Origin of the sequence: Blautia sp. 210820-DFI.6.14, from assembly GCF_020558815.1 — a bacterium.
GTDB lineage: Bacteria > Bacillota > Clostridia > Lachnospirales > Lachnospiraceae > Blautia_A > Blautia_A obeum.
The window spans coordinates 1-26,695 of record NZ_JAJCKS010000013.1 but is presented as its reverse complement, the minus strand read 5'-3'; the positions used below and the strand labels follow the sequence as shown (position 1 = coordinate 26,695).

Genomic DNA, 26,695 nt, shown 5'->3' with positions numbered 1-26,695 from the left:
TCTGTGAATTCAGTCAGCGTTTGTGCTGGTGCCCTGTTCAAAAATGGCAACCGCTTTTTCATTTGGTGCAGAAGTAAGTTTTGCAACAATAATAGCTACTACAAGGCTTCCAAAGAATCCCGGAACAATTTCAAAGATACCCGTGGAAGCGGTCATACCAGTTAACAGCCAGCCCAGATCGATTACAAATCCGGAGATGACATCGGCTACAGCACCCTGATAATTAAATCGTTTCCAGAACAGAGACAGCAGGATGGTAGGTCCGAAGGAGGCACCAAAGGCACCCCATGCATTTTCGACCATATCCATGATAGCCTGTGCACCGCTGCCCTTGGAATTAGCAATTGCAAAAGCAATCAGTGGGAGAACAAGTACACGTCCTACGAACAGAGTCTCTTTCTCGGTTGCTTTTTTGCGGAAGAAAGGCTTGTACAGGTCAGCAGTGAAGGAACTGGAGGCAACTAATAACTGGGAGTCTGCTGTAGAAATAGAGGCAGCAATAATTGCAGCCAGCAGCAGTCCGCAGATACCAGTCGGGAAGAATCTACGTGCCATTGCAATGAAGACGAGCTTCTGATTTCCCTGAGTAAGCAGTTCAGCACCCATGACCATTCTTCCGAAATAAGCGATCATTACAGCGGAAAATAATGAAATGATTACCCATACGATCGCAACAATCGAAGATTTTTTAATCATGGAAGGTTTTTCAATGGACATGAAACGAACCAGGATATGTGGCATACCGAAGTATCCGAGTCCCCATCCGAGACCGCTGAGGATGTCCTGCCAGCTTGTATTGAAAATACCGCCGCCGAATGCACACTGTGTCACAGTTCCTGTGGCTGCATCAGTATATTCATATACAGTGGTAAAGAATCAGGATTTGCGGTAATACAGATAAGAATAGATCGCTGGCAAAAGGCAGGGAACGATTGCAGCGGCAAGCAGTATCCACATGTTTTGCAGTGGTGAGGTAAGGATCATAATGATTCCTCCGATTACCATGCATTTTCCACCGAAGCGATGAGTGTGATACCAGTTATCAGGATCATTTAATGTCCATGGAATACGAAAACCAATCGTATAGTTTGGCTTTACTGTAGGGAGAAAATTTCCAAGAACAAGATAAAGAACTCCAATGAGGATCCCACATAGATAAGACATATCAAAATCATATCCTAAACTGTATCCGTAGATTACAGTGGAGACAAACAAGGAAACCAACGGGCAGATCCATAATAGAACCCTGAATATTTTTTTATTAATATCTTTTGATTTGGGATCAATGTTTGTTGCGACCACACATACTAAATGAACTGCCAGCAGAATCAGAGGCAGGCCAAATACTGCAAAGGCTTTGGATGAATATCCGTCCGGCTGATTGTTTAGTCCAAAATGTGTTGCAACAGAATCTGGTAATTGATTCCACAAAAACAGACCAATAAAGACTGGAAGCAGTGTTATAACGGATGTAAGTAAAAGTAATTTTTTATTTTGTCTGATCATAATCATTCCCTCCTTTTAATTCACTGATCCATAAGAGGATTTCCTCGAGTACGGTAGCATTGAGTTCGTAATAGATAAATTTTCCTTCTCGTTCGTTACGAATCAGATCTGCATCTTTTAAAACAGACAGATGACGAGAAATGGCGGCACCGGAAATAGAAAAATGATTGCTGATCTCGCCGGCTGATAATCGAGACTGTTTGAGAAGGTTAAGTATTTCACGTCTTGTAGGATCGGCAAGGGCGTGAAGAGTGTCCTGCATACCCAAAGTCATTCCCCCCTTCATTTAATATTTAACTTAAATGTTAAATGAATTATAACACAACATTTCTTGTTGTCAAGAGTTCCCCGGTTTATTCTGATGTTTGTGGAAAAGTGTACAAAAACGGGATAGAATTATATGGAAAAGCGGAAAAACTTATGAAGCAGGAACCGATAAGACATTTTCCCTGGATACTCTTCCTCAGGAATATACAGCATATGGAAATGGTGACTATCGTGTCAATGGTCTTGAGACAGAGCAGGCGGACGGAAGTGACACTGCAAACCTGAAGTATGAATGCTATGAGATCTCAAAAGGCAAATACAGCCTCAAGGGACTTCCGGAAATGTTTGCAAAGGAAGATGAGGCAGAAACACTCGAAATTGTTCTGAAAGACCATGCCAGCGGATTACGTGCTCATCTTCTTTATGGTGTATTTCCACAGCTTGATGTGATCACAAGAGCAGTACGTCTGGAAAATACAGGTACCGCACCGGTCACAGTAAAAAAAGCAATGTCTATGGAGATGGACTATGAATACAGAGAACTGGATGCGGTTCATTTTTATGGAAAACATAATATGGAACGTCAGATGGAAAGAACGCATCTAGGTCATGGAAACTGGTCCGTAGGAAGTATCCGCGGTACCTCCTGCCATTACCACTGACAACAGGCGATTACCAGCCGATCAAATTTACATTCAGGGCAGTTGAAAAATAAGTTGAAACGCAAAAAAGAATGTGCGAAAGAAGCCGGAATGCCGGCAGAAGTGGCAGATGAAAAAGATGTGGAAGGCTGCATAGAATTGATTGCACAATTCCTTGCAAAGTGTGTATAATAGGGGTGGGAAACCAGTAAAAAGTGTAACAATAGAAACGTAGAAAGGAGAATCTCAATGGCAAAAATCTTAATCAGCCCTTCCAAATATGTGCAGGGCGCAGGAGAAATGAAAAACATCGGCAAATATGCCGCAGCAGCAGGAAAAAAAGCACTGGTTCTGATCAGCCAGGGTGGTTATAAGAGAATCGGCAAAATGATCGAAGATAGTTTTGCTGAAAATAACTGTGAACTTGTTTTTGATTATTTCAATGGTGAATGCAGCACCAATGAAATCGACAGACTGCTGAAAGTAGTTAAAGACAAAGGTTGTGATCTTACAATTGGTATTGGCGGCGGCAAGATTTTTGATACAGCGAAAGCTGTTGCGCATTATGCCGGAACACAGGTGTTCATCTGTCCGACGATCGCGTCCACAGATGCTCCTTGCAGTGCTTTGTCTGTAATCTATACGGATGAGGGCGTTTTTGAAAAATATTTATTCCTTCCGGCTAATCCAAATCTTGTTATGATGGATACAGAGATCATTGCAAAATCTCCAGTCAGACTTACGGTAGCCGGTATGGGAGATGCGCTTGCAACTTATTTTGAGGCAAGAGCATGCCAGAGAAGTGAAGCAACTTCCTGCGCAGGTGGAAATACAACAGGTGCTGCAATGGCACTGGCAGAACTCTGCTTTGATACCCTGATGGAAGAAGGCGTGAAAGCTAAAATCGCTCTGGAGGCTGGTGTATGTACTCCGGCAGTGGAAAAGATCATTGAGGCAAATACTCTGCTTTCCGGAATTGGATTTGAAAGTGCTGGACTTGCAGGAGCTCATGCAATCCACAATGGTCTGACAGTACTGGAAGAATGCCATCATATGTATCATGGTGAAAAGGTTGCATTTGGAACCCTGGCACAGCTAGTACTGGAAAATGTCCCACATGAAGAATTGGAAGAAATTATTATGTGGTGTATAGAAGTGGGACTTCCGGTTACACTTGAAGAACTTGGAGCAGGTAACGTAACAGATGAGCAGCTTATGGAAGTTGCAAAGGCTGCAAGTGCAGAAGGTGATACTCTCCAGAATATGCCATTTACAGTTACACCGGAGAGTGTATTTGCAGCGATCAAGGCAGCAGACGCATATGGCAGATATTATCTAGGAGAAGAATAAGCGGAGTATAATGTTTTTTATACAAAAGTGACTTTACAAATCCATCCGGAAAAGGTAAGATTCTTTTATAAAATACTTTATAAAAGGAAACTTTGAGATGGCTGGAACGGAAAAGAAAAACAGTACAAAATTTCAAATTATCAATTATATTATAAATCATAAGGCAACGTCTAAAGTGGAATTGTCCAGAAATCTGAATCTCAGTATGCCAACGGTCTTGTCTAATGTAAATGAGCTGCTTGCCAGTGGAATTGTAGTTGAAATGGGAGAGTATGAATCTACAGGCGGACGAAAAGCAAAAATGATCAGTATAAATCCTGCTTATCGTTATGCAGTTGGAATTAGAATTACTGCAAAACATGTAGGGTTTGTGCTTGTAAATCTGAAATCCGAAATTGAAAAGTATGAAAGAATCCGGCTGGAATTTTCAACAGAAGCTTCTTATTATTCACGGCTCAGAGAAGAACTGCATCATTTTCTTGCAGATGTAGAAAATCAGGACAGAATTCTTGGAATTGGTATTTCTGTTCCGGGAATTATAAAGCCAGGTGATGGAATACTGATCAAATCACATGCGCTTCAATTAGAAAACTATAGTCTTGGTTTTCTTGAGCAGACATTCTCGCTTCCTGTATATTTTGTGAACGATGCAAATGCAGCAATGATGGCAGAAGATTTAGACAGATATAAAAATGCACTGTATCTGTCTCTGAATAATACTCTTGGTGGAGCATTTTGTATTGATGGAAAATTAATACAGGGAGAGAATCAGAAAGCCGGTGAATTTGGGCATATGATTCTGGTCCCGGAAGGAAAGCAATGTTATTGCGGAAAGCTGGGATGTGCGGATGCTTATTGTGCAGCGAGTGCATTGACAGATGAAACATGCCAGACGCTGGAACAGTTTATGAAGAGTTTGGAAAATAAGGAAACCAAAGCAGAAGACCTTTGGCAGGAATATTTGAAAAATCTGGCAATTTTGATATCAAATTTACGAATGGCGTATGATATGGATATTATTCTTGGAGGTGAAGTTGGAGGATATCTTACAGAGTATATGATTCCATTAGGAGAAAAAGTAATGGAATATAATGGTTTCGACCATGATGTGAGATATCTGAAAATGTGTTCTTACAAGAGAGAGGCATCTGCAGTGGGGGCGGCAAAGCATTTCCTGCAGGAATTTATAAAAAATATGTAATTATGATGTCAGCATCATAAATTTAAAATCCAGAGAGAAAACACAGAAAAGAGTGTTTTCTTTCTGGATTTTTGTTTTGTTGAAAATTACTTCTTAATATTGTAGTAAAAATGCATAAAATCAACGGAACAAACTTGTGCAATAGGCAGAAGTGAATAAAAGGATATTGACAAATACTGGCAAGTGAATAATAATGTAATTACTTTAATAAAACGTTTAATAAAAGACAATAAAAAAAGGAGGAATTAATTATGTTACAGCAGGTAATGACAAATCCAGGAGAAATTATTTTTAGAGAAGTTCCGGTTCCGGAAATAAAAGATGATCAGGTATTAGTCAAGATCATGAACATTGGAATCTGTGGATCGGATATTCATGTATATCATGGAAAACATCCATTTACCAAATATCCGGTCACGCAGGGACATGAAGTATCAGGAGAAATCGTAAAAGTAGGAAAAGATGCTTCAGGTTTACGTGAGGGACAGAAAGTAACAATTGAACCGCAGGTTTATTGCGGACACTGCTATCCATGTCGTCACGGAAAATACAATCTTTGCGAAGAATTGAAAGTTATGGGATTCCAGACAACAGGAACTGCTTCGGAGTATTTTGCAGTAGATGCATCCAAGGTAACACCGATTCCGGAAGAGATGTCTTATGAAGAAGGTGCAATGATCGAGCCTCTTGCTGTAGCTGTACATGCTGTGAAGCAGATGGGCGATGTAAAAGGAATGAACATTGCAGTTCTTGGTGCTGGTCCGATTGGAAATCTGGTTGCACAGGCTGCGAAAGGGATGGGAGCAGCAAAGGTTATGATTACTGATGTCAGTGATCTTCGCCTGGATAAAGCGAAGGAATGCGGCATTGATGTATGTGTAAATACAAAAGAGAAAGATTTCGGGGAGGCAATGGTTGAAGCATTTGGACCGGATAAAGCGGATGTGATCTATGATTGTGCAGGAAATAATATCACAATGGGACAGGCTATCAAATATGCAAGAAAAGGAAGCGTGATTGTTCTGGTAGCTGTATTTGCAGGCATGGCATCAATTGATCTTGCAGTCGCAAATGATCATGAACTGGATATCAAGAGTACTATGATGTATCGTCATGATGATTATATCGACGGAATCACACTTGTAAATGATGGGAAGGTGCATTTAAGACCTTTGATCTCCAAAACATTTGCATTTAAGGATTATCTGAAGGCATATCAGTATATTGATGACAACCGCGAGACTACCATGAAAGTTATCATTAACGTTCAGGAAAAATAGAATTCCAACAACATTCTGACAGGGAGGAAGATATGGGGAACGAAAGTAATAATGGGAAAGTGCCACTGATCAGTAAGATCGCATATGGATTTGGAGATGTAGGCTGTAATTTCAGCTGGATGTTTGTCAGTAATTTTCTGATGATCTTTTATACAGACGTGTTTGGAATCAGTATGGCTGCAGTGTCAGCCCTGATGCTCTTTTCAAGATTCTGGGATGCGATCAATGATCCAATCGTAGGCGGTCTGACAGATAAGACTCATACAAGATGGGGCAGATATCGCCCATGGCTTCTTGTAGCTGCGCCTATTACAGCGATTCTTCTGGTGCTTTCTTTTTGGGCACACCCGGATTGGTCAAATACAGCGAAGATTATCTATATGGTGATTACCTATTGCCTGCTGGTATTAGGTTATACCTGTGTAAATATTCCATATGGAACACTCTGTGGTGCTATGACACAGGATATTGATGAGCGTGCCAAGATTAATACTTCCCGTTCTGTGTCAGCAATGATTGCGATAGGAATCATCAATATTGTGACAGTGCCGCTGATCAGTAAGCTGGGAAGCAGCAGTGCAAAGAATGGTTATTTGTTTGTTGCAATTATTTATGGATGTATCTTTGCTGCCTGTCATTTCTTCTGTTTCGCAAAGACAAAAGAACAGGTAGCAATTCCTGAGAAAGAAAAAATCTCAATAAAAGTACAGTTGAAAGCAGTTATGCAGAACAAACCATATCTTCTGGCTTTGGTTGGACAGGTGTTGTTTGGATTTACATTATATGGAAGAAATGCAGATATTTTATATTATTTTACTTATGTAGAGGGAAATGCTTCTTATTATACAACATATTCTATGTGTATTATCATTCCGTCCATTATTGGTGCAGCATGCTTTCAGCCAGTATTTCGGAAGCTGAATAATAAAGGAAGAACTGCATCGATCTTTGCACTGCTCACAGGTATTGCAATGCTGGCAATGTACTTCTTCAATGTAAAAGAATCACCAGTTGCATTTTATGCGCTCGCCGGGATTACACAGTTCTTTTTCTCTGGGTTTAATACAGCAATTTATGCAATTATTCCGGATTGTGTGGAATATGGCGAATGGAAGACGGGACTTAGAAATGATGGATTCCAGTATGCTTTTGTTTCTCTTGGAAATAAAATCGGAATGGCGATTGGCACAGCGCTTCTCGCAGCATTGCTTGGAAAATATGGTTATGTAGCAAACCAGGCACAGAATCCGGAAGTAATCGCAATCATGAAACATGCATTCTCGACAATTCCGGGAATCCTGTGGATCGTTACGGCAATTGTTTTATTCTTTTATCGATTAAACAAAAAACGCTATAACGAAATCGTAGAAGATTTGAAAAAAGGAAAAAGTCATAGTAATAATGCCTAAAAACAGAAGGCTCATTTTAGTAAAAATCACTTTTGAAAGAAAAAGAATATTGAGGATATAAATCCATGTGGAGGAGAACAATACAGTAAAAAAACATTGATCGAGGCAGAAGCAGCCAGCCCGGAAGCTTATGTAAAAGAAAACGGAAGATTTCCTATCTTGGAAACCACAAGTAACGAGAATGGAGACGTTGTAATAGTAACAGGTGATAATAACGGCTCTTTTGTACGATATACATTTACGGAATAAAAGTGCCGGTAAAATATAATATTTGCAATGAAAAAGTGTGTAGCCTGTGAGCGTAAGTCCAGCTTATAAGACAGGGTGTGCACTTTTTTTGTGCCAGAAAAGAGAGGAGTAAAACAAAATGGCGGAAAGTAACAAAATGAAGGATATGCCGGTGAATAAGCTGATGATCCAGATGGGAATCCCGATGATCTTATCCATGGCATTGCAGGCGGTCTATAACATTGTAGACAGCGCATTTGTGGGAAATATGAGAGAGGGCAGTGAAGCGGCATTAAATGCTTTGACACTGGTATTTCCGGTTCAGATGCTTATGGTGGCAGTTGGGATATGATAGATGTGAGAAGATAATTATGGAATGTATTTGATTTGTTTGGATTAGCAAACTTTTGGGTGACAAACGTAACTTTCCGTGATATCATTAAAAACATATAAACGAAAATGACTTTTGCAGAAGCAGGAGAACAGTTCGAATATATACCTATACATATATATCGATTGTTCTCTTTTTTGGTTTTTTATATATTAGTGTGGTGAAGTTTTGCTCACACATAGTGAGATACTGGGATGCTATAAAATTACCTCTTTGTGAAAGCTGTAATAGAAAATAATTGGCAAAGCAGACGAAAGTCTGTGACGCAAAGCTATAGGGCCTGTAAAATGGCAGCCAGTTGCATAAGATGATGATGTGCACTGTCTGTCTGACAGTGCTTTTTTTGAGGAATGACTTATCGGTGGCGGCGGGGGGGCACCGAACCGCAGGTCACTGAAGTGTGATAAATGGTAAAGAAGCTGATATGAGAAAAAAAGCAAAATAACAGTAAGGATGGAAGGAAAATGAAAGGAAAAAGAGGGATCGCAGGCATTCTGCTTGTGGGAATTTTGGCGGTCACCCTGACAGGGTGTAAAAACACAGACAGCAGTAAAAAAGAAACCGAAAAGCCGGTCATCACGCTCGGCAGAGATAACTATCCACCATACAATTATCTGAATGAGGATGGTGTACCGACGGGTATAGATGTAGAACTGGCTACAGAAGCTTTCAAAAGAATGGGATATCAGGTGGACGTTGTCCAGATTGACTGGGAGGAGAAAAAAGAACTGGTGGAGAGCGGAGAAATTGATTGTATCATGGGCTGCTTTTCCATGGAAGGGCGTCTTGATGATTACCGCTGGGCAGGACCATACATAGCAAGCCGCCAAGTGGTTGCTGTAAATGAGAACAGTGACATTTATAAACTAAGTGACCTGGAAGGAAAGAACCTGGCTGTTCAGTCCACAACCAAACCGGAAGGCATCTTTCTGAATCGGACGGATGAGAGAATTCCCAAACTGGAAAATCTGATCAGCCTTGGACACAGAGAGCTGATCTATACGTTTCTTGCGAAAGGATATGTAGATGCAGTTGCCGCACATGAGGAATCTATTGTCCAGTATATGAAAGATTATGATGCAAGCTTCCGTATCCTGGAAGAACCACTGATGCTTACCGGAATAGGTGTTGCTTTTGCCAAAGATGATGACAGAGGAATCTGTGAGCAGATGGAACAGACGCTGGAAGAAATGCGTCAGGATGGCACGAGCTTGAAAATCGTTGAAAAATATCTGGATGATCCCCAGAAGTATCTGGAGGTGGATGATCTTGGATATTGAGAGAAAGAAAAAAGAAAAACGAATCCAGCTGGTCGGCGGTCTGATTGGAATCTGTGTGGCTACAGTCGCACTGTTTTATTTCTTTTATGCGGAAAAGGCAGAAGCAGAGAAAAGAATGGTGGAGATTGTAAACTATGTCAAAGTGCAGTGCTCCACCTATACCCATTATAATGAATCTTCGGAATCCAAAAGTCTTCTTCGGGCGATTGAAAGTGCCAGACAAATGAGTACAAATATCGACATGGAAACAGAAAACGGTGGTCAGCTGAGCCAGGAGTTCCTGAAAGGAAACCTGCAGACTCTCTGGGTGGATGGTATCATTGTACTGAATGCAGAAGGAAAGACGGACTGTGAATACAGCACGGATGAATCTCTGACCGATGAGATTACGGAATACCTGCAAAAAAATATTATTATAGATTTTGCCGGATATGAAGAAAGATCTTATTCGGAACGATTTACCAGAGAAGACGGGTCACGTATCGACATTGCAGCCTGTGCCAGAAAAGATGCACCGGGGATTGTTGCAATCTACTATTATACATCTCCCGAATTTGTCAGAAACTATACCCTGACGATACAGGGCCTTTTAAACGGCTATAGTGTCCAGAAAGATGGAACAATTATTGTTGCAGACAACGGGACAGTTGTTGCCAGCAATGATGAGAGTCTGTTGGGGCAGAATACAGCCGACAACGAAGTTGTTCAGGCAATGAAAAAGCATACAGACAGTCAGCACATTTTTCACTTGAAAAACGAAGGAACCGGATGTTATGGAATTATGCTGAAGCAGCGTGATTATTATATTTATGCATATCTTCCGGATACGGAAGTATTTCATAATCTTCCATTAAGTGTGATAAGCATTATTTTTCTTTATTTTCTGATATTCAGTATATTCTGGCTCTGGACATATAAAACCAATCTGACACACCAGAAGCTGGAACAGGAAAAAGATGAAAAATATAAAGCAGAACTTCTGATAGCTGCAAAAAAGGCAGAAGCCGCCAATGAGGCAAAAACCGAGTTTCTACAGCGAATGAGCCATGATATCCGGACTCCGATCAATGGAATCTGCGGCATGGTAAATATGGCAGATCATTATGCCGATGATATAGAAAAGCAGAAGGAATACAGGACAAAGGTGAAAGAGGCATCCAATCTGTTGCTGGAGCTGGTAAATGAAGTTCTGGATATGAGTAAGCTTGAGTCAGGCGAAGTCGTTCTGGAAGAGGTTCCATTTAATCTGATCAAAATCTCTGAGGAAGTGCTTGTTGTGATCGAACAGATTGCTGCAGAACAGAATATCCGGATTGTATGGGAGAAAAAAGAAATCACACACCGGGATCTTATTGGAAGTCCAAGGTATGTGAAACGTGTGATGATGAATATTCTGTCGAATGCGGTGAAATATAACAGAGAAAACGGACAGATTTATATCAGCTGTATGGAAATTTCATCCGAACAGCCAGAAACGACGACAATGGAATTTGTCTGTCGGGACACAGGAATCGGAATGACTGAGGAGTTTCAGAAATGTGTGTTTGAACCATTTGCACAGGAACACACAGGAAGCCGCACAAAATTTGCGGGAACAGGACTGGGAATGCCAATTTCAAAGAAGCTGGTCGAGAAAATGGGTGGAACCATTACCTTTGAAAGTGAAGAAGGCGCAGGAACTACCTTTGTGATCCGGGTTCCGTTCCGGATTGATACAGACAGGGAAAGCAAAGCTGAAACTGAGGCAAAGACAGAAGCTTCCATCCGCGGACTGCATATTCTTCTGGCAGAAGACAATGAACTGAATATGGAAATTGCAGAGTTTATGCTTCAGAATGAAGGCGCAGTTGTGACAAAAACATGGAATGGACAGGAAGCTGTTGAGATATTTGAAAAAAGCAGGCCTGACGAATTTGATGTGATTCTTATGGATATCATGATGCCGGTCAAGAATGGTTATGAAGCAGCGAAGATGATCCGCTCTATGGACAGAGAGGATGCAAAGACGATACCGATCATTGCAATGACAGCAAATGCGTTCACGGAGGACAGAATAAAAGCAAAAGAAGCAGGAATGGATGAACATATCTCTAAGCCTATTGATATGAAACTACTGGTAAAGATAATTCATGAATTGGTGTACTAGTGGGAAACAATCTCAGAGGGGGGATTCGTAATGAAAAAGAAAAAATGGAACAGAGTGCTGGCTGTACTTTTAATGATGGTGATGAGCATATCACTTCTTTCAGGCTGTGGCGGTAAAAGTACGGAAAAAGAAGATGCAGAAACAATCACGGTGTACTTATGGAGCACAAACCTGTATGAAAAATATGCACCATACATCCAGGAGCAGCTTCCGGACATCAATGTTGAATTTGTCGTAGGTAATAACGATCTGGATTTCTACAAATTTCTGAAGAAAAACGGTGGACTGCCGGATATTATAACCTGCTGTCGTTTTTCACTGCATGATGCGAGTCCACTGAAAGACAGTCTGATGGATCTCTCCACAACCAATGTGGCAGGTGCTGTCTATGATACCTACCTCAGCAATTTTATGAATGAGGATGGAAGCGTAAACTGGCTTCCGGTGTGTGCGGATGCGCATGGTTTTGTAGTGAACAAAGATCTTTTTGAAAAGTATGATATCCCTCTTCCAACAGATTATGAAAGCTTTGTCTCTGCCTGCCAGGCATTTGACAAAGTGGGGATTCGTGGGTTTACAGCAGATTATTATTATGATTATACCTGTATGGAAACACTGCAAGGTCTGTCAGCATCAGAACTGTCTTCCGTGGACGGACGAAAGTGGCGTACTGCCTACAGTGATCCAGATAATACAAAGAGAGAAGGTCTGGACAGTACTGTCTGGCCAAAGGCTTTTGAACGTATGGAGCAGTTCATCCAGGATACCGGTCTGAGTCAGGATGATCTGGATATGAATTATGATGATATAGTTGAGATGTATCAAAGTGGCAAGCTTGCCATGTACTTTGGAACCTCTGCCGGTGTAAAAATGTTTCAGGATCAGGGCATTAACACAACTTTTCTTCCATTCTTTCAGGAGAACGGTGAAAAGTGGCTGATGACTACGCCATACTTCCAGGTGGCTTTAAACCGCGATTTGACACAGGATGAGACACGTCGAAAGAAGGCAATGAAGGTGCTGAGCACAATGCTTTCAGAGGATGCGCAGGAGCGGATCATTAGTGATGGACAGGATCTGTTAAGCTACAGTCAGGATGTGGATATGCAGCTTACGGAATATCTGAAAGATGTGAAATCCGTGATCGAAGAAAATCATATGTATATCCGCATTGCATCAAATGACTTTTTCTCCGTTTCCAAGGATGTGGTTTCAAAGATGATCTCAGGAGAGTACGATGCAGAGCAGGCATATCAGTCGTTTAATTCTCAGCTTCTTGAGGAAGAAGCTATTTCGGAGAATATCGTGTTGGATTCGCAGAAATCCTATTCCAATCGTTTTCATAGCAGTGGGGGCAATGCGGCATATTCAGTTATGGCAAACACTCTGCGCGGCATTTATGGATCAGATGTGCTGATCGCAACTGGAAACAGCTTTACGGGAAACGTGCTGAAAGCTGGATATACTGAAAAAATGGCAGGCGACATGATCATGCCAAACAGTCTGTCGGCTTACAGCAGCAAGATGAGTGGAGCTGAACTGAAAGAGACGGTTAAAAATTTTGTAGAAGGCTATGAGGGCGGATTTATTCCGTTTAACCGAGGCTCATTGCCTGTGTTCAGCGGTATTTCCGTGGAAATCAAAGAAACAGATGATGGCTATACATTGAGCAACGTTACAATGGATGGAAAAAAAGTTCAGGACAATGATACTTTTACAGTAACCTGTCTTGCAATACCAAAACACATGGAAGCTTATCCCACAGATGAAAACATTGTATTTGATGGAGGAGATATTTCTGTGGATGATACATGGACAGCATATGTTTCAGATGGTGATGCCATTCTTGCAGAGCCAGAAGACTACATGACTCTGAGGTGAGAAGAATGGATATTAGGAAACATAGTAAAGACAGAAAGAAATCTGTCATGAGAAAACGATTAAAGATAGCTGTCTTTATAGCTGGTTTTGTGTGCATTGCTTTGATGGTTTTCCGATATTTTGGATTTGTGTCGAAAACTGTTTATGAGGAAAGTGTTTCTCATCTGACGGAAGTTTTTCATCAGTCTGATAATATGCTGAGGGAACTGACAGAGAAAAACCTGACCTATCTTCATATGTGGGGAGAGAATCTGCAGAATACATCCAGTGAAGATGAAATTCGTGATTATATAAAGAAAGCGCAGGAGGATACCGGCTTTTTGGAATTCTTTTTTCTGTCAGCCGACGGGAACTATAAGATGCCAACAGGGGAAACCGGGTACCTTGGATTACAGGAAAATATTGAAGAGGAGATCCGGCAGGGAAATGATGTTATTGCGAATGCATCAGTTCCCGGAAAATCTCAGCTGCTTGTTTTTGCCACTCCTAAGGCTCACGGAACTTATCAGGGATTTGAATATGATGCCATAGCCATTGCTTATGAAAACTCTGATATCGTAGATGTACTGGATATTTCTGCTTTCGATGGAAATGCCCAGAGTTTTGTTGTTCATCCGAATGGCCGTGTTGTGGTCGATCATTCTTCTGAAACATGGGGGAATGTGTATAATTTTTTCGGTGTTCTGAGAGAGCATTCTGATATGTCTGAAAAAGAGGTCAATGAACTTTCAGAGAAGTTTAAAGCAGGACGTACCGACGCGATGCTGCTGGATCTGGATGGAAGAAACTATTATCTGGTCTATGAAAAATCGGATATCCAGGACTGGATATTTTTGGGACTTGTCCAGGCGGATATCGTCAATGCCAGTATGAACAGTCTGCAGCGTAGTACAATGCTTCTTGTTGGTGTGGTGGTGCTCTGTATTGCTGCTTTTCTTATCAGTCTTATTATTCAAACAAACAGAACCAATCTCAGAAGAAAGGATACGGAGATCCTGTACCGTGATGAGCTGTTCCAAAAGCTTTCAATGAACGTGGATGACGTCTTTCTGATGTTGGATGCCAAAACATATCAGGCAGATTACGTCAGTCCAAATGCGGAAAAGCTGCTGGGGATTACGGCAGAGCAGATTCGTAAAGATATTCGTGTTCTGGGAAAACTGCATCCGGCAGAACATGAAGATCTAGAGAAGAATTATCTGGAGGAAATCCAGGTTCATGAACAGAGGGAAGGGGATTTTAAATATGTTCATCTGAAGACAGGGGAAAAACGCTGGTTCCATAATATTGCAATGGGCAGTGAGGTAAACGGGAAAAAGAAATATATCCTGGTTATGTCAGACCGTACCTCTGACTGGAAAATGAACCAGGCACTTTCTGAGGCAGTACGTGCGGCAGAGACAGCAAACAAGGCAAAGAGTACTTTCCTTTCCAACATGTCTCACGATATCCGGACACCAATGAATGCGATCATCGGTTTTACCACACTGGCAGTAAGCAATATTGATGATAAAAAAAGGGTTCAGGATTATCTGGGTAAGATACTTTCATCCAGCAACCATCTGCTCTCACTGATCAACGATATACTGGATATGAGCCGGATTGAGAGTGGAAAGATCCATCTGGAAGAAACGGAGGTCAGTCTGTCGGAGGTGCTTCATGACCTGAAGACGATCATCAGTGGTCAGATCCATGCAAAGCAGCTGGAACTTTATATGGATGTAATGGATGTTACAAATGAGGATGTCTATTGTGATAAGACGCGGCTGAACCAGGTGCTGCTGAATCTTTTGTCCAATGCAGTTAAGTTTACACCTGCAGGAGGAACCGTTTCTGTTCGGATCAGACAGTGTCATGGAACACAGAAAGGCAGTGAGCTGTACGAAATCCGGGTTAAGGATAATGGAATCGGTATGAGTCAGGAATTTGTACAGAAGATTTTTTCTCCTTTTGAGAGGGAGCGTACTTCCACAGTCAGCAGGACTCAGGGTACAGGACTTGGAATGGCCATTACCAAGAATATTGTGGATATGATGGGCGGTACTATTGAGGTTCAGACAGAGCAGGACAAAGGCACCGAATTTATAGTCCGTCTGCCATTTCGAACTCAGCCTGAGCATCAACGCACAGAGAAGATCGCAGAACTGGAAGGACTTAAGGCATTGGTTGTAGATGACGATTTTAATACCTGTGACAGTGTGACAAAAATGCTTGTGAGGGTTGGAATGCGCTCAGAATGGACACTTTCCGGCAGGGAAGCTGTTCTCCGTGCACGGCAGTCTATGGAACTGGGAGATGCCTTCCATGCGTATATCATTGACTGGCGTCTGCCGGATATGAATGGAATTGAAGTTACGCGTCAGATCCGCAGCCTTGGTGACGATACACCGATTATTATCCTGACTGCTTATGACTGGTCAGATATCGAAGCAGAAGCCAAAGCAGCAGGGGTGACTGCTTTCTGTGCGAAACCTCTGTTTATGTCAGATATCCGAGAAACCTTGATGACTGCTATCGGTCAGAGTCAGGCTGGAGCAGAAGATTCAATTCTTCCGGAAGCAGGTTCGGATTTCAGAGGCAGATGTATATTGCTTGTGGAAGATAATGAGCTGAACAGCGAAATTGCGGTGGAGATCCTTAATGAATATGGATTCCTGGTTGATACTGCCAAAAATGGAGCAGAGGCAGTGGAGAAAGTTAAGAATTCGACTCCGGGTAATTATGATCTGGTGCTGATGGATGTGCAGATGCCGGTAATGAATGGATATGAAGCCACTAAGGAAATCCGTGCTCTGGATAACCCGGCGCTGGCGGGGATTACAATCCTTGCCATGACTGCCAATGCCTTTGATGAGGACAGAAAGAAAGCCCTGGAATGTGGCATGGATGGATTCTTATCCAAGCCAATAGTTATTGAAGAATTGATCAGTACCTTACACGACAATCTGCTGGGTTAGGCAGCAGATGTACGTTTTGACAGCCGAGGACAGTTCGCAGCATGAAACTGTCAAAGCCGGTTGTGCCGGAGAAAGTGATAAAAACAATTTCAGGATATGTTCACTAAACTATATTAATGAAGGTATAAGAGGAAGGGATCATAATGGATAAAAGACAAAAAATACTTATTGTGGATGATGCGGAATTTAACAGGGTTATATTGAAGGAGATTCTCGGAGAAACTTATAATTATCTGGAAGCTGAAAATGGAAATCAGGCAATCCAGATAGTGGAAGAAAATCCGGAGATTGACCTGATGTTGTTGGATATCAACATGCCACAGATGAATGGTTTTGGAGTCCTGGAATGGATGAACCGTTTCCAATGGATCGATGAAACTCCAGTTATTATGATCTCCTCTGAAGAATCTGTTGATACTATGCGTAAAGCCTATGAGATGGGTATTACCGATTATATTACACGGCCTTTTGACTCTGTTATCGTAAAGAAAAGAGTCCAGAATACACTGGCACTTTATGCGAACCAAAAGCGTCTGGTAAATGTGGTTGTAGACCAGGTTTATGAAAAAGAAGAAAACAACAATATTATGATCGGAATTTTGAGTAATGTACTGGGATTTCGCAACAGCGAAAGCAGTGAGCACATTCTGCATATTAAAACAGCAACGGAAATGATGTTAAGAAAATTGGTAAAAGTAACAGATGCTTATCCTCTGACAGAGGCAGATATTGCTTTGATCACAACTGCATCCTCCCTTCATGATATCGGTAAAGTGGGTATTCCGGAAGAAATACTGAATAAACCGGGCAGGCTGACGGATGAAGAGTTTAAGATTATGAAAACCCACAGTGAGATAGGCGCATCCCTGATCCGGGATATGCGCTTCCCAAAGGATAAACCATTGGTGCATACTGCATGGGAAATTTGCAGATGGCATCATGAAAGATGGGATGGAAAAGGTTATCCGGATGGACTGAAGGGTGAAGAAATACCGATTTCTGCACAAGTTGTATCGATAGTCGATGTTTATGATGCACTTACCAGTGAAAGATGTTATAAGAAAGCATTTGATCATGATACAGCAATCCGAATGATCCTGGATGGGCAGTGTGGACAGTTTAATCCAGTTCTTCTTAAATGTCTGAAAGAACTCAGCCTTCAATTTTCCAGAATGTTTACTAATAAACCAGATGATAATAAACAGTATTATGAAGCGCAGAGACTCTCTGATGAAATACTTAGGGAAAAGTCTTTACCCCGTAAAAATTATTCCCAGCGTGTCATTGAGCTTATGCAGGAAAAGATTGAGTTTTTTAAAACGAATAGTGGAAAAACCTCCATTGAATACAATGTCATTTCAGGTCAGCTTAGTATAATGAATGAAAAACAGCAGATAATATGTCAAAGAAATGATCCGAAGTACGATATATCTAATGTGTTTGAAGTAAACAGAGAAGATATACGGCAAGTCAGTAATCTATTGGATCAGACATCAATACAGAATAAAGAGGTTTCATTGCACGTAATGGCAAAAGTAGGGAACAAAAGGCAGATGTGTGCTCTGAAGCTGCACACCCTATGGTCTCCTTTAAAGAAAGATGGTTATATAGGAATTGTTGGATATTTTGAGAGTATATAGGTTCCTGAAAAGTGGTAGTGCTGATTTTTTCCACCATATTAACGTATTTTCTGAAGGAGTATGATACAATTGGTTATGAATACTAAGAACTAAGGAAAAACCATGTATGTTAAATAAAAAAGATTTCTTGAAATATGCATCAAAACTAGCTTTTCCGATCATGATCCAAAATCTGATCGGAACACTGGTAAATATTGCCGATACGGTTATGCTTGGGTATGTAAGCCAGACTGCTATGTCGGCTTCATCCCTTGCGAACCAGTATACTTTTATTCTTTTCTGTTTATATTATGGCATGGCCACGGGTGCTTCAGTTTTATGTGCACAGTACTGGGGAAAAGGTGATAAAAAGACTGTAGAAAGAATTCTCGGCCTGGCGGAACGAATCTCACTGATCGTTTCCCTCGTGTTTTTCGTGATCTCCTTTTCTATGCCAACTACGATCATGAAGATCTTTACAAGCAGTCCGGATACGATTGCTGCCGGCAGTGAATACTTAAGGGTAATTTCATTTTCATTTATGTTTATGGGATTTTCTCAGGTTTTTATGAGTGCCCTTCGAAGTATCGGAAAAATAATGCTGCCATCTGTCACGTACATTGTTTCGCTTTGTGTCAATGTAATTTGTAATGCGACCTTTATCTTTGGTCTGTTTGGACTTCCAAAGCTTGGCGTTACCGGTGTGGCTCTTGGTACTGTCATTGCCAGAATCACAGAAGTACTGATCTGCCTCATCTATTCATTAAGAAGTTCCGATGTCAGATTCCGGATCAAATACTTCTTTACGAAATCAGGTATTCTGTTCCAGGACTTTATGAAAATTGCCACCCCGGCTGTAATAAATGATGTTGTCTGGAGTTTTGCCAGCTCAGCATTCGCAGCAATACTCGGCCATATTGGCGATGATATGGTTGCCGCAAATGCAGTTGCTGTCATGGTGGTAAATATTGGTGCGATCGCCTGTCGTGGTTTTGCCAATGCGACTACCATCATTGTCAGCCAGGAACTGGGTAAAGATAACATTGATACAGCAAGAGAATATGGAAAGCGCATGCTCAGGATAACAATGGTTGTAAGTCTGGTCGGATGCGTTATTATTCTGGCACTTCGTCCTTTGATACTGGATTTCTATCGGGATAAACTGACAGAGACGGCCATTTATTATCTTGGCATTTTTATAATTATGACAACCTGGCGTCTTGTGGGAGAAGGTATCAATACCTGCCTTATCTGCGGATGCTTCAGAGGTGGCGGTGATTCCAGATTTGGAATGATCATAGATTCCATATTTATGTGGCTTGTTGCAGTGCCGCTTACTTTCCTTGCCGCATATGTTTTAAAATTGCCTCCAATCTGGGTGTACTTTGTAATGACTCTGGATGAGTTCGAAAAAATGCCTGTGGTATTTATTCACTATTTCAGAGGCAAATGGCTCACAAATATTACCAGAGATTTTGATTGATTTAATGGAGGAGCGAAACATGATTATCAGAAAAGCTAAAGAAAAAGATATTCCAAGAATTATAGAGCTATTAGGACAGGTGTTGCAGATCCATGCAGACATAAGACCTGATATTTTTATTCCCGATACAACAAAATATACAGTGGAAGAATTAACAGAGCTTTTGAAAAATAAAGAAAAACCGATATATGTTGCAGTGAACGAGTCTGATGTTTGTGTAGGGTATGCCTTTTGTCAATTGCAGGAACAGCCCTTCTCAAATAATATGGTACAGTTTAAATCGCTTTTTATAGATGATCTATGCGTTGACCAGCAGGCACGAGGTCAGCATATCGGTGAAAGCCTGTTTGAGCATGTAAAAAAAGAAGCCAGGAAAATGCACTGCTATGAAGTGACATTAAATGTATGGTCAGGAAATACTTCAGCAGAAAAATTCTATGAAAAAATGGGAATGAAGACAAAAGAGAGGCAGATGGAATACATTCTGGATGATTTATGAAAAAAGCATTTAAGAGATTTAGAATCGTATTCTGCTGTGGTAATAATGACTAAAAACAGAAGGTGCTTTTTTAGTAAAAACTGCTTTTGCAACCAGAATAAAATAGTTTTATAATAAAGATAGTGGCGAGTGGCGTAATCATGCAGAAAAGCAAAATATACGTTACTCGCCTTTACAAAATTAATTTCAGGAGGAAGCAGATATGCATGAGTATGAAATTTTTATTGAGGATATAAATCCATGTGGAGGAGAACAATACAGCAAAAAAACATTGATAGAGGCAGAAGCAGCCAGCCCGGAAGCTTATGTAAAAGAAAATGGAAGATTCCCGATCCTGGAAACTACAAGTAATGAGAGTGGAGACATTGTAATCGTAACAGGAGATAATAACGGCTCTTTTGTACGATATACATTTACGGAATAAAAGGGACGGTCAGTAAGTTTAAAATATAATATTCGTCATGAAAAAAAGTGTGTAGCCTGTGAGCGTAAGTCCAGCTTATAAGACAGGGTGTGCACTTTTTTTGTGCCAGAAAAGAGAGGAGTTAGAACAAAAATGGCGGAAAGCAACAAAATGCAGGCAGTCAAGAACATATTTATCGGTGCAATGAGGGTGATTTCTTTAAGTTTCTTGTTTGCCGGAATCAATGTTGCTTATCAGAGAATTTATCAGGCACTGGATGGAGGTATGGAATCACTGGTTATTTCACTTTTGAGACAGCTTGTAATCATTTTACCATTGGCGGGAATTTTTTCTATATTTGTCAGAAATGCACAGAAACCAGGACTTATCAAAGATCCATATATTTACAAACCGGATTCCATCATGCTGGATATGGAAGATGCAGTAGCAGAAAATCAGAAAGATGCAGCACGTTTTTCACTCTATCATGCACTTAAGACGATTAATTATCGTGTTTGTGAACGAGTAGTCAGAATCAACGGACTGGACAGCCCTTACTGGAAAGAAGACATTCGTTGTTCAGTAGCCGGTGGATGTGATTCTATTCGTATTCCTAAGACAGAAAGTGCACAGGATGTGCAGCTTGTAGAGCGTGAGATCATTTCAGCAGAAAAAGAATTTGGACTTCCGGAAGGAAGTGTCCTGATCATGGCAGCTGTTGAATCAGCAAGAGGTGTTATGAAAGCTCTTGATATCTGTGAATCCAGCGAGAGACTTTTCGGTATCGCACTTTCCGGTGGTGATTATACAAAAGACCTCCAGACACACATCACAGGAACCGGAATCGAGCTTATGGGTGCAAGACAGAACGGTTGAATGCAAAAGTTATTGCAACCCGGGGGGGGACGTTTTCTTGGACTAAATTGCTATTCCTAAACTACGTCTATATTGAAATGGACTCATTCCACCCAACGATAATGACATCCTCGATCAGAATGAACTAGAGGATGCTCTGAAGGATCAATTAATATTTTTTTCCGCCATAATATAAAAAATGGTGGCATTTCGTATTTGCTGAAGGTACATGAAAGTGTTCTCCTGTTAAATAATATTCTGTAAGTTATTTTCTATAGATGTCCGCTGATAGTAGGTATCTATGATATCCTGTAAAGTAATCGTATTCATTTTTTCTTCAGCAGTTTTTTGAATTTCATTGTAAAATCCCTGCAAAGATAACTGAATATTAATGCCAACGCCACACTCTGGATTGGTATGAGTATCTAAATGAAGCAAAGGTTTATCACCTTCAACTGCTTTATAAATATCCAGCAATGTAATCTGTTCTGCTGGTTTTGAAAGAGAAGGACGGGCATGTCCGGCTACACTGGTCATAAGTTCCGCTTTTTTTAGTTTTAACATAAGCTGGCGCACAAAGCCGGGATTTGTATGGACACTTTCTGCAATTGAGGCACTGGAGAGGGATTTTTCCTGGTTGATAGCAATCAGAACCATCACATGAACAGTATCACTTAATTTCGTTGAGTATTTCATGATAAGAAGCTCCTTGTAGTATGATATAATAATCTTGTTTTCACGTTTTGGGGTGAAAATATTTTTGGTTTGTTTAAAACGTCCTAAGTTCTCAACAGTTCTTTTTAATGTGTTGATAAACTGTACATTTTTTAATGTTTGATGATTGTAAATAATATAATTACAACTATAATGGGGATTAAAGGAAAAGTCAACACAGTAATGAAACTTACGGCAAAGGAGAGTTTATGGAATACAAAAATCAAACAGAAAATCGTGCATTTCAGGAAATGTTGCAGGCGGCAGTAAAACGGCTGCAAAATCGTTCTGGAGAGGATATTGCTGCAAAAAGTGGGGCTGTTTTTCATAGCAGCCGGAATGCGCTTGAAGTACTGAGTTTTTATGAAACGATTGAAATTCAACTCCCTGAGTTTCGTATTAACTCAAATATGGATGAATGGCATTATCTGATATTGCTGCATTATCTGGATATGGCCGATGGAACAGAAGGTTCACAGAAGCTCATTACTTTTGGTAACCTGAAAGATGGATTGATTCGAGGAACCAAGTTTGACCGGACTGCAGAGCAGAAACTGGAAAAACTTTTGCAGGACAAAGAGCCTGAGAAAATTCAGAAAGCATGTACAAGTCTGGGTGCAGAATTCACAGAGACAAAGGCGGATCTGTGTGCTGTTTTTCCAGTTCTGCCAAGATATCCGGTAACTTTAAAGATATGGTTTGCGGATGAAGAATTTCCTGCATCGGGAAAACTATTTCTTCAAGATCATGCCGATCATTATCTGAGTGTAGAAGATGCGGTAACAGTTGGAGAAATTTTACTGCAAAAATTATCGGAAGCATTTTCTTCCCTCTGATCATGAATCAGAAAACTTTCCAGTCCGGCTTTGATAAATTTGTCGATTACTGTCTGAATCTGTTTCCAGTCATTACAGTGATTGCGGAGCATCAGTCTGTTGATGGAAAGGCAGCCGTTCATTTGAAAATAAAAAACCGATTCTGCCTGTTCAAAGGTCAGGAGGCTGTGTGACATAAGCCAGGTCACATAGCCTTCTTTTGTATTTTCTGCTATTTTTTCCAGAAGAATAGGGGCAATTGCATCATCCAGAAACAGTGCCCTGTATTGTGATTCCATCTGTATTTTCTGACAGAACGGATAGGAACAGCTTTTTTGATTTAGACAGAATAAATGATCTACAGTTGTTAACATATCCTGAGTCATATCATTAAAAATATCTGATAATACATCATGGATATCGTAGTAATGAAGATAAAAAGTGCCACGGTTGATTTCAGCATTTTTGCAGATCTCTGTAACTGTAATTTTCGTAAAACTTTTCTGCGTTAACAATTCTAAGAACGTATTTTTTATGGTTTGCCTGGTATAGCGGGTACGGCGATCTTGTTTTCTGGTTTTTTCTGACATTATATACTCCTGTATTATTTGGTATCGTATGATTCCTCAACAATTTTTCTGATGTGTTGAGTAGCCATACAAATCTCAAAGATTGATTATTGTAATTTATATAGTAACAACTATAATGGGGTTTAAAGAAAAAGTCAACAGATTGTTCAGAATATTAGGAGGAAAAACATGGGACATGTAATTGCAATATCAGGAAAAGGCGGCGTAGGAAAAACAACACTTTGTGGATTATTGATCCAGTATTTGTGTGAAAGTGGGAAACGTCCGGTTCTGGCCGTGGATGCAGATGCGAATGCCAATTTAAATGAAGTGCTTGGTGTGGAGCCGGAGATCACACTTGGAGAGCTGAGAGAAGAAATTGAGCGGGCAGGCGTAGATCCACGATATCAGATCCCATCCGGTATGACGAAACAGGCATATCTGGAAATGCGTCTTTCTGATGCGATTGCGGAAGAAGATGATTATGATCTGATGATAATGGGGCGAACCCAGGGACAGGGCTGCTATTGCTTTGTAAATGGTCTTGTACAGACCCAGGTTCAGAAACTGCAAAGCCATTATCCATATATTGTGGTTGATAACGAAGCGGGTATGGAACACATCAGCAGAGGAATCCTGCCAATGATGGAAGTTGCGATTCTTGTGAGTGACTGTTCCAGAAGAGGTGTTCAGGCAGCCGGACGTATTGCAAAGCTGATGAATGAATTAAACTTTAAACCACAGAAAACTGGATTAATCGTGAATCGTGTTCCAGATGGAAAACTGGATGCCGGAACTCTGGAAGAAATCCGAAATCAGGGATTGGAACTGTTAGGGGTTGTACCACATGATGACCAGGTATATCAGTATGACTGTGATGGAAAGCCGATTATACAGCTTCCGAAAGATTCTCCTGTAAGAAATGCACTGGGAGAAATTGTAAAGAAGTTAGGATTGTGAGTTGGAGGATTGAAAGTATGAAGATTGAGTAAACAGAAATATTATCTGATTTGATATAACCAATTGCAAAGAAAGGAAAATCTTCATGAGAAATCATTGGACAGAAATAGAAAAATATTTAGAAGACCAGAAGATAGCGCAGGAACTGATTGGAGAACTGAGAGATTTTCACATGCGTTATGAGGTAGAGAATCAGGTAAAGGAACGGGTAGAAAAACCGGATATCTTATTTTATGGGAAAAAGATTCTGGAAATGTCAATAGCAGCGCTTCTTCAGGAAGATAACCTGTTACTTTCCGGTGCGAAAGCTACAGGAAAAAATGTACTATGTGAGACACTGGCATGGATATTCGGAAGACCGGAATACGACATTTCTTTTCATGTAAATACAGACAGTGCCGATCTGATTGGAACGGATACCTTTATAAATAATGAGGTTCGCCTTCGGAAAGGCCCCATCTACCAATGCGCGGAATTTGGAGGATTTGGAATCCTGGACGAAATCAATATGGCAAAAAATGATGCGGTCTCTGTACTGCATGCCACACTGGATCATCGGCGCAGAATCGATATTCCAGGATATAACAGGATTTTACTTCATCCGGCAACACGATTTATCGGCACGATGAATTATGGTTACGCAGGTACCAGAGATCTAAATGAAGCATTGGTTTCAAGGTTTATGGTAATTGATATGCCTGAAATGGATGAGGATAGTGTCCTTTTTGTATTAAGACAACATTTTCCAGAGGGGAAAAAAAGTGCATTGAAAGCTTTTGCAGGACTGTTTCTGGATTTGCAGATCAAAGCTTATCATGGAGAAATCTTAACAAAATCTCTCGACCTGAGAGGATTGGTTTCTGCTGTAAAAGCAACAAGAAGCGGACTTTCTCCAATTGAAGCAATCCAGATGGGGATCATAAATAAAAGTTTTGATGTATTTGAAAAAGAGATCGTAGAAGATGTGGTTTCTACCAGAATCCCATCTTCCTGGACCGGAAAAGACATATGGGGGTAAACTTGTATGGAGGATGTCAGATGGCCGGCGGAACAACTGGAAGAACATCGTCTGGAGGTCAGCAATCGTATCAGAAATCTTTTTTGGACAGTTAGTGGTGATTATGATATAGAATTTGAACCGGACACAGAAAAATATGTTTATTCAAAACAAACGGTTCTATATGAGGCAGTGAAGCAGGGTGCCTTTGCACGATATTTTGATCAGAAGAAACTTGGCATGTATTTGATGAAAAAAATACATTTTTCTGCTGGAGAAGATATGCTTTTGCCTCTTGCTGGATTATGCATGGATGCTGCAGTGAATCGTTTTATCATTCGAGAACGTTTGGGAACAAAGGAAATCAGAGAACAGGCATTCGGAGAATTGGAAAAGGCCGAGGAAGAGCAGATATCAGATAATGCTGGAACAGACCTGATTCACAGGATTAGGCTTTTGTATATAAGGCATGTTCTGGAGAACACAGACGATGAGGGAATGGATCCACAGGCAGAGATTGCATTGTACAAGATTCTTTCTCTGAAGGATGCGGAAAATACGGAAGATGTCATAAACGTGATAGATGAGATTTATAATCATGTTCTGGATCCCTCTTTTGAAAAAAGGAATGGAAATCTGGAGAAGATTCTGAATTTACCGGATATGGCATTAGCCAATGACGCGTGGCAGGAATGCATGACGGATGAACAGATGGAAGACATCATTCAAAAATATCTTTCTAATCTCAAAAAAAAGATGATGAGTCTGGATATCAGAAACAAAAAGAAAAAAAGATTTTATTTCTCTCCGGAAAATGAAGAAGTTCCGGAAAGCTCGGAGAATATAAATCCACAGGCAGTGCGACGGATACGGGAATATGTGGAACTGAATTACGGGAAATCGTATCTGAGTGAATCGGAGCAGGCCAGAATCAACCGGAAATTTTGTACAGGAATCCACAAAAACTGTATCCTGTATCTTACAGATGGAATTTTACAGAACCCTGTCATAAAAAATAATCAATACCGTTTTTCTCAGCTGCAGTTTGAAAAAAATAAAGCCTATTATGGAAATAATCACTGGATCATCAAAAGAAATATTTCTGTGTTGGCAGAGTCACTGAAACGGGCATTTATAATCCGAAAGGATGATTCTGTCAGCAGATCTGATGCAGGGCAGCTTGTTCCTGAAGGCAGATAATCATCCAGATATTCAGGATGTTCAAGAAAAGCACTCCCCGGCAT

At 40.7% G+C, this 26,695-nt stretch carries 22 protein-coding genes, 3 pseudogenes and 1 riboswitch; of the genes and pseudogenes, 20 read left to right on the top strand and 5 right to left on the bottom strand.

What is annotated here, in order from left to right; genetic code table 11:
- Positions 1 to 9 precede the first annotated feature (9 nt).
- From LI112_RS10660 to LI112_RS10650, 3 genes are read right to left on the bottom strand one after another with little or no spacing between them, the layout of a single operon-like run.
- The gene (locus tag LI112_RS10660) at positions 10 to 831 is read right to left on the bottom strand and encodes a hypothetical protein (RefSeq protein WP_227190688.1); all 822 of its coding nucleotides are present in this window, start codon (positions 829 to 831) and stop codon (positions 10 to 12) included.
- Between the two features lie 45 nt (positions 832 to 876).
- Entirely contained in the window at positions 877 to 1,506 is a 630-nt protein-coding gene (locus LI112_RS10655) for an SdpI family protein (protein WP_117593174.1), read from the bottom strand.
- On the bottom strand, positions 1,490 to 1,774 hold the full coding sequence (locus tag LI112_RS10650) for an autorepressor SdpR family transcription factor (protein WP_055066517.1): 285 nt from the start codon (positions 1,772 to 1,774) through the stop codon (positions 1,490 to 1,492). Before LI112_RS10650 ends, LI112_RS10655 begins: the two co-directional genes overlap by 17 nt.
- Before the next feature lie 97 nt (positions 1,775 to 1,871).
- On the opposite strand from LI112_RS10650, the gene LI112_RS10645 reads away from it, so the two are divergent.
- From LI112_RS10645 to LI112_RS10575, 16 genes and pseudogenes are all read left to right on the top strand, one after another.
- Entirely contained in the window at positions 1,872 to 2,435 is a 564-nt protein-coding gene (locus LI112_RS10645) for a glycoside hydrolase family 36 N-terminal domain-containing protein (RefSeq protein ID WP_227190687.1), read from the top strand.
- 228 nt (positions 2,436 to 2,663) lie between these two features.
- Entirely contained in the window at positions 2,664 to 3,764 is a 1,101-nt protein-coding gene (locus tag LI112_RS10640) for a glycerol dehydrogenase (protein ID WP_055057085.1), read from the top strand.
- Positions 3,765 to 3,861: 97 nt separating this feature from the next.
- Positions 3,862 to 4,965 carry an ROK family transcriptional regulator gene (locus LI112_RS10635; RefSeq protein WP_022388150.1) on the top strand — a complete coding sequence of 368 codons (1,104 nt, stop codon included), beginning with the start codon at positions 3,862 to 3,864 and terminating at the stop codon, positions 4,963 to 4,965.
- 251 nt (positions 4,966 to 5,216) lie between these two features.
- Complete coding sequence (locus tag LI112_RS10630; RefSeq protein ID WP_005424911.1) at positions 5,217 to 6,245, top strand: zinc-binding dehydrogenase; 1,029 nt, start codon at positions 5,217 to 5,219, stop codon at positions 6,243 to 6,245.
- 32 nt (positions 6,246 to 6,277) lie between these two features.
- Positions 6,278 to 7,654: an MFS transporter gene (locus LI112_RS10625; protein WP_005424912.1), complete on the top strand. Its 1,377-nt coding sequence runs from the start codon at positions 6,278 to 6,280 to the stop codon at positions 7,652 to 7,654.
- A gap of 367 nt (positions 7,655 to 8,021) precedes the next feature.
- Positions 8,022 to 8,231: pseudogene (locus LI112_RS10620) on the top strand (MATE family efflux transporter); the annotation flags it as partial.
- 272 nt (positions 8,232 to 8,503) lie between these two features.
- A riboswitch (cyclic di-GMP riboswitch) is annotated at positions 8,504 to 8,579 on the top strand.
- Positions 8,580 to 8,737: 158 nt separating this feature from the next.
- A complete protein-coding gene (locus tag LI112_RS10615) occupies positions 8,738 to 9,553 on the top strand; it encodes an ABC transporter substrate-binding protein (protein WP_227190686.1) in 816 nt (271 codons plus the stop codon).
- A complete protein-coding gene (locus LI112_RS10610; RefSeq protein ID WP_227190685.1) occupies positions 9,537 to 11,699 on the top strand; it encodes an ATP-binding protein in 2,163 nt (720 codons plus the stop codon). Before LI112_RS10615 ends, LI112_RS10610 begins: the two co-directional genes overlap by 17 nt.
- A 30-nt stretch (positions 11,700 to 11,729) precedes the next feature.
- Positions 11,730 to 13,580, top strand: a complete 1,851-nt coding sequence (locus LI112_RS10605; RefSeq protein ID WP_227190684.1) for an extracellular solute-binding protein — start codon at positions 11,730 to 11,732, stop codon at positions 13,578 to 13,580.
- A gap of 5 nt (positions 13,581 to 13,585) precedes the next feature.
- Positions 13,586 to 16,537, top strand: coding sequence for a response regulator (locus LI112_RS10600; protein ID WP_227190683.1), 2,952 nt, complete (start codon positions 13,586 to 13,588; stop codon positions 16,535 to 16,537).
- A 143-nt stretch (positions 16,538 to 16,680) separates the two neighbouring features.
- Positions 16,681 to 18,177, top strand: a complete 1,497-nt coding sequence (locus LI112_RS10595) for an HD domain-containing phosphohydrolase (protein ID WP_227190682.1) — start codon at positions 16,681 to 16,683, stop codon at positions 18,175 to 18,177.
- A 106-nt stretch (positions 18,178 to 18,283) separates the two neighbouring features.
- Positions 18,284 to 19,639 carry an MATE family efflux transporter gene (locus LI112_RS10590; protein WP_055066527.1) on the top strand — a complete coding sequence of 452 codons (1,356 nt, stop codon included), beginning with the start codon at positions 18,284 to 18,286 and terminating at the stop codon, positions 19,637 to 19,639.
- Between the two features lie 19 nt (positions 19,640 to 19,658).
- Positions 19,659 to 20,138 (top strand): GNAT family N-acetyltransferase, encoded by a 480-nt coding sequence (locus LI112_RS10585; RefSeq protein ID WP_044925110.1) that lies wholly within the window; start codon positions 19,659 to 19,661, stop codon positions 20,136 to 20,138.
- 202 nt (positions 20,139 to 20,340) lie between these two features.
- Entirely contained in the window at positions 20,341 to 20,562 is a 222-nt protein-coding gene (locus LI112_RS10580; protein WP_005423125.1) for a hypothetical protein, read from the top strand.
- Positions 20,563 to 20,733: 171 nt separating this feature from the next.
- Positions 20,734 to 20,910: pseudogene (locus LI112_RS18520) on the top strand (MATE family efflux transporter); the annotation flags it as partial.
- Positions 20,887 to 21,411, top strand: a pseudogene (locus tag LI112_RS10575) (CoA ester lyase); the annotation flags it as partial. The pseudogenes LI112_RS18520 and LI112_RS10575, both read left to right, overlap by 24 nt.
- Positions 21,412 to 21,642: 231 nt before the next feature.
- Here the strand turns inward: LI112_RS10575 and LI112_RS10570 are convergent.
- The gene (locus tag LI112_RS10570) at positions 21,643 to 22,092 is read right to left on the bottom strand and encodes an Rrf2 family transcriptional regulator (protein WP_173904962.1); all 450 of its coding nucleotides are present in this window, start codon (positions 22,090 to 22,092) and stop codon (positions 21,643 to 21,645) included.
- Positions 22,093 to 22,319: 227 nt separating this feature from the next.
- Here LI112_RS10570 and LI112_RS10565 point away from each other — a divergent pair, with 227 nt between their 5' ends.
- On the top strand, positions 22,320 to 22,946 hold the full coding sequence (locus LI112_RS10565; protein ID WP_005423133.1) for a DUF3786 domain-containing protein: 627 nt from the start codon (positions 22,320 to 22,322) through the stop codon (positions 22,944 to 22,946).
- Here LI112_RS10565 and LI112_RS10560 read toward each other — a convergent pair.
- Complete coding sequence (locus tag LI112_RS10560) at positions 22,868 to 23,515, bottom strand: TetR/AcrR family transcriptional regulator (protein ID WP_005423137.1); 648 nt, start codon at positions 23,513 to 23,515, stop codon at positions 22,868 to 22,870. The two genes, LI112_RS10565 and LI112_RS10560, sit on opposite strands and share 79 nt — an antisense overlap.
- Before the next feature lie 168 nt (positions 23,516 to 23,683).
- On the opposite strand from LI112_RS10560, the gene LI112_RS10555 reads away from it, so the two are divergent.
- The 3 genes from LI112_RS10555 (at position 23,684) to LI112_RS10545 (ending at position 26,651) form a co-directional block, all read left to right on the top strand.
- A complete protein-coding gene (locus tag LI112_RS10555) occupies positions 23,684 to 24,454 on the top strand; it encodes an AAA family ATPase (protein WP_227190681.1) in 771 nt (256 codons plus the stop codon).
- A gap of 85 nt (positions 24,455 to 24,539) precedes the next feature.
- Positions 24,540 to 25,472: an AAA family ATPase gene (locus LI112_RS10550; RefSeq protein ID WP_138343773.1), complete on the top strand. Its 933-nt coding sequence runs from the start codon at positions 24,540 to 24,542 to the stop codon at positions 25,470 to 25,472.
- A 6-nt stretch (positions 25,473 to 25,478) separates the two neighbouring features.
- On the top strand, positions 25,479 to 26,651 hold the full coding sequence (locus LI112_RS10545; RefSeq protein WP_227190680.1) for a hypothetical protein: 1,173 nt from the start codon (positions 25,479 to 25,481) through the stop codon (positions 26,649 to 26,651).
- Positions 26,652 to 26,695: the final 44 nt, after the last annotated feature.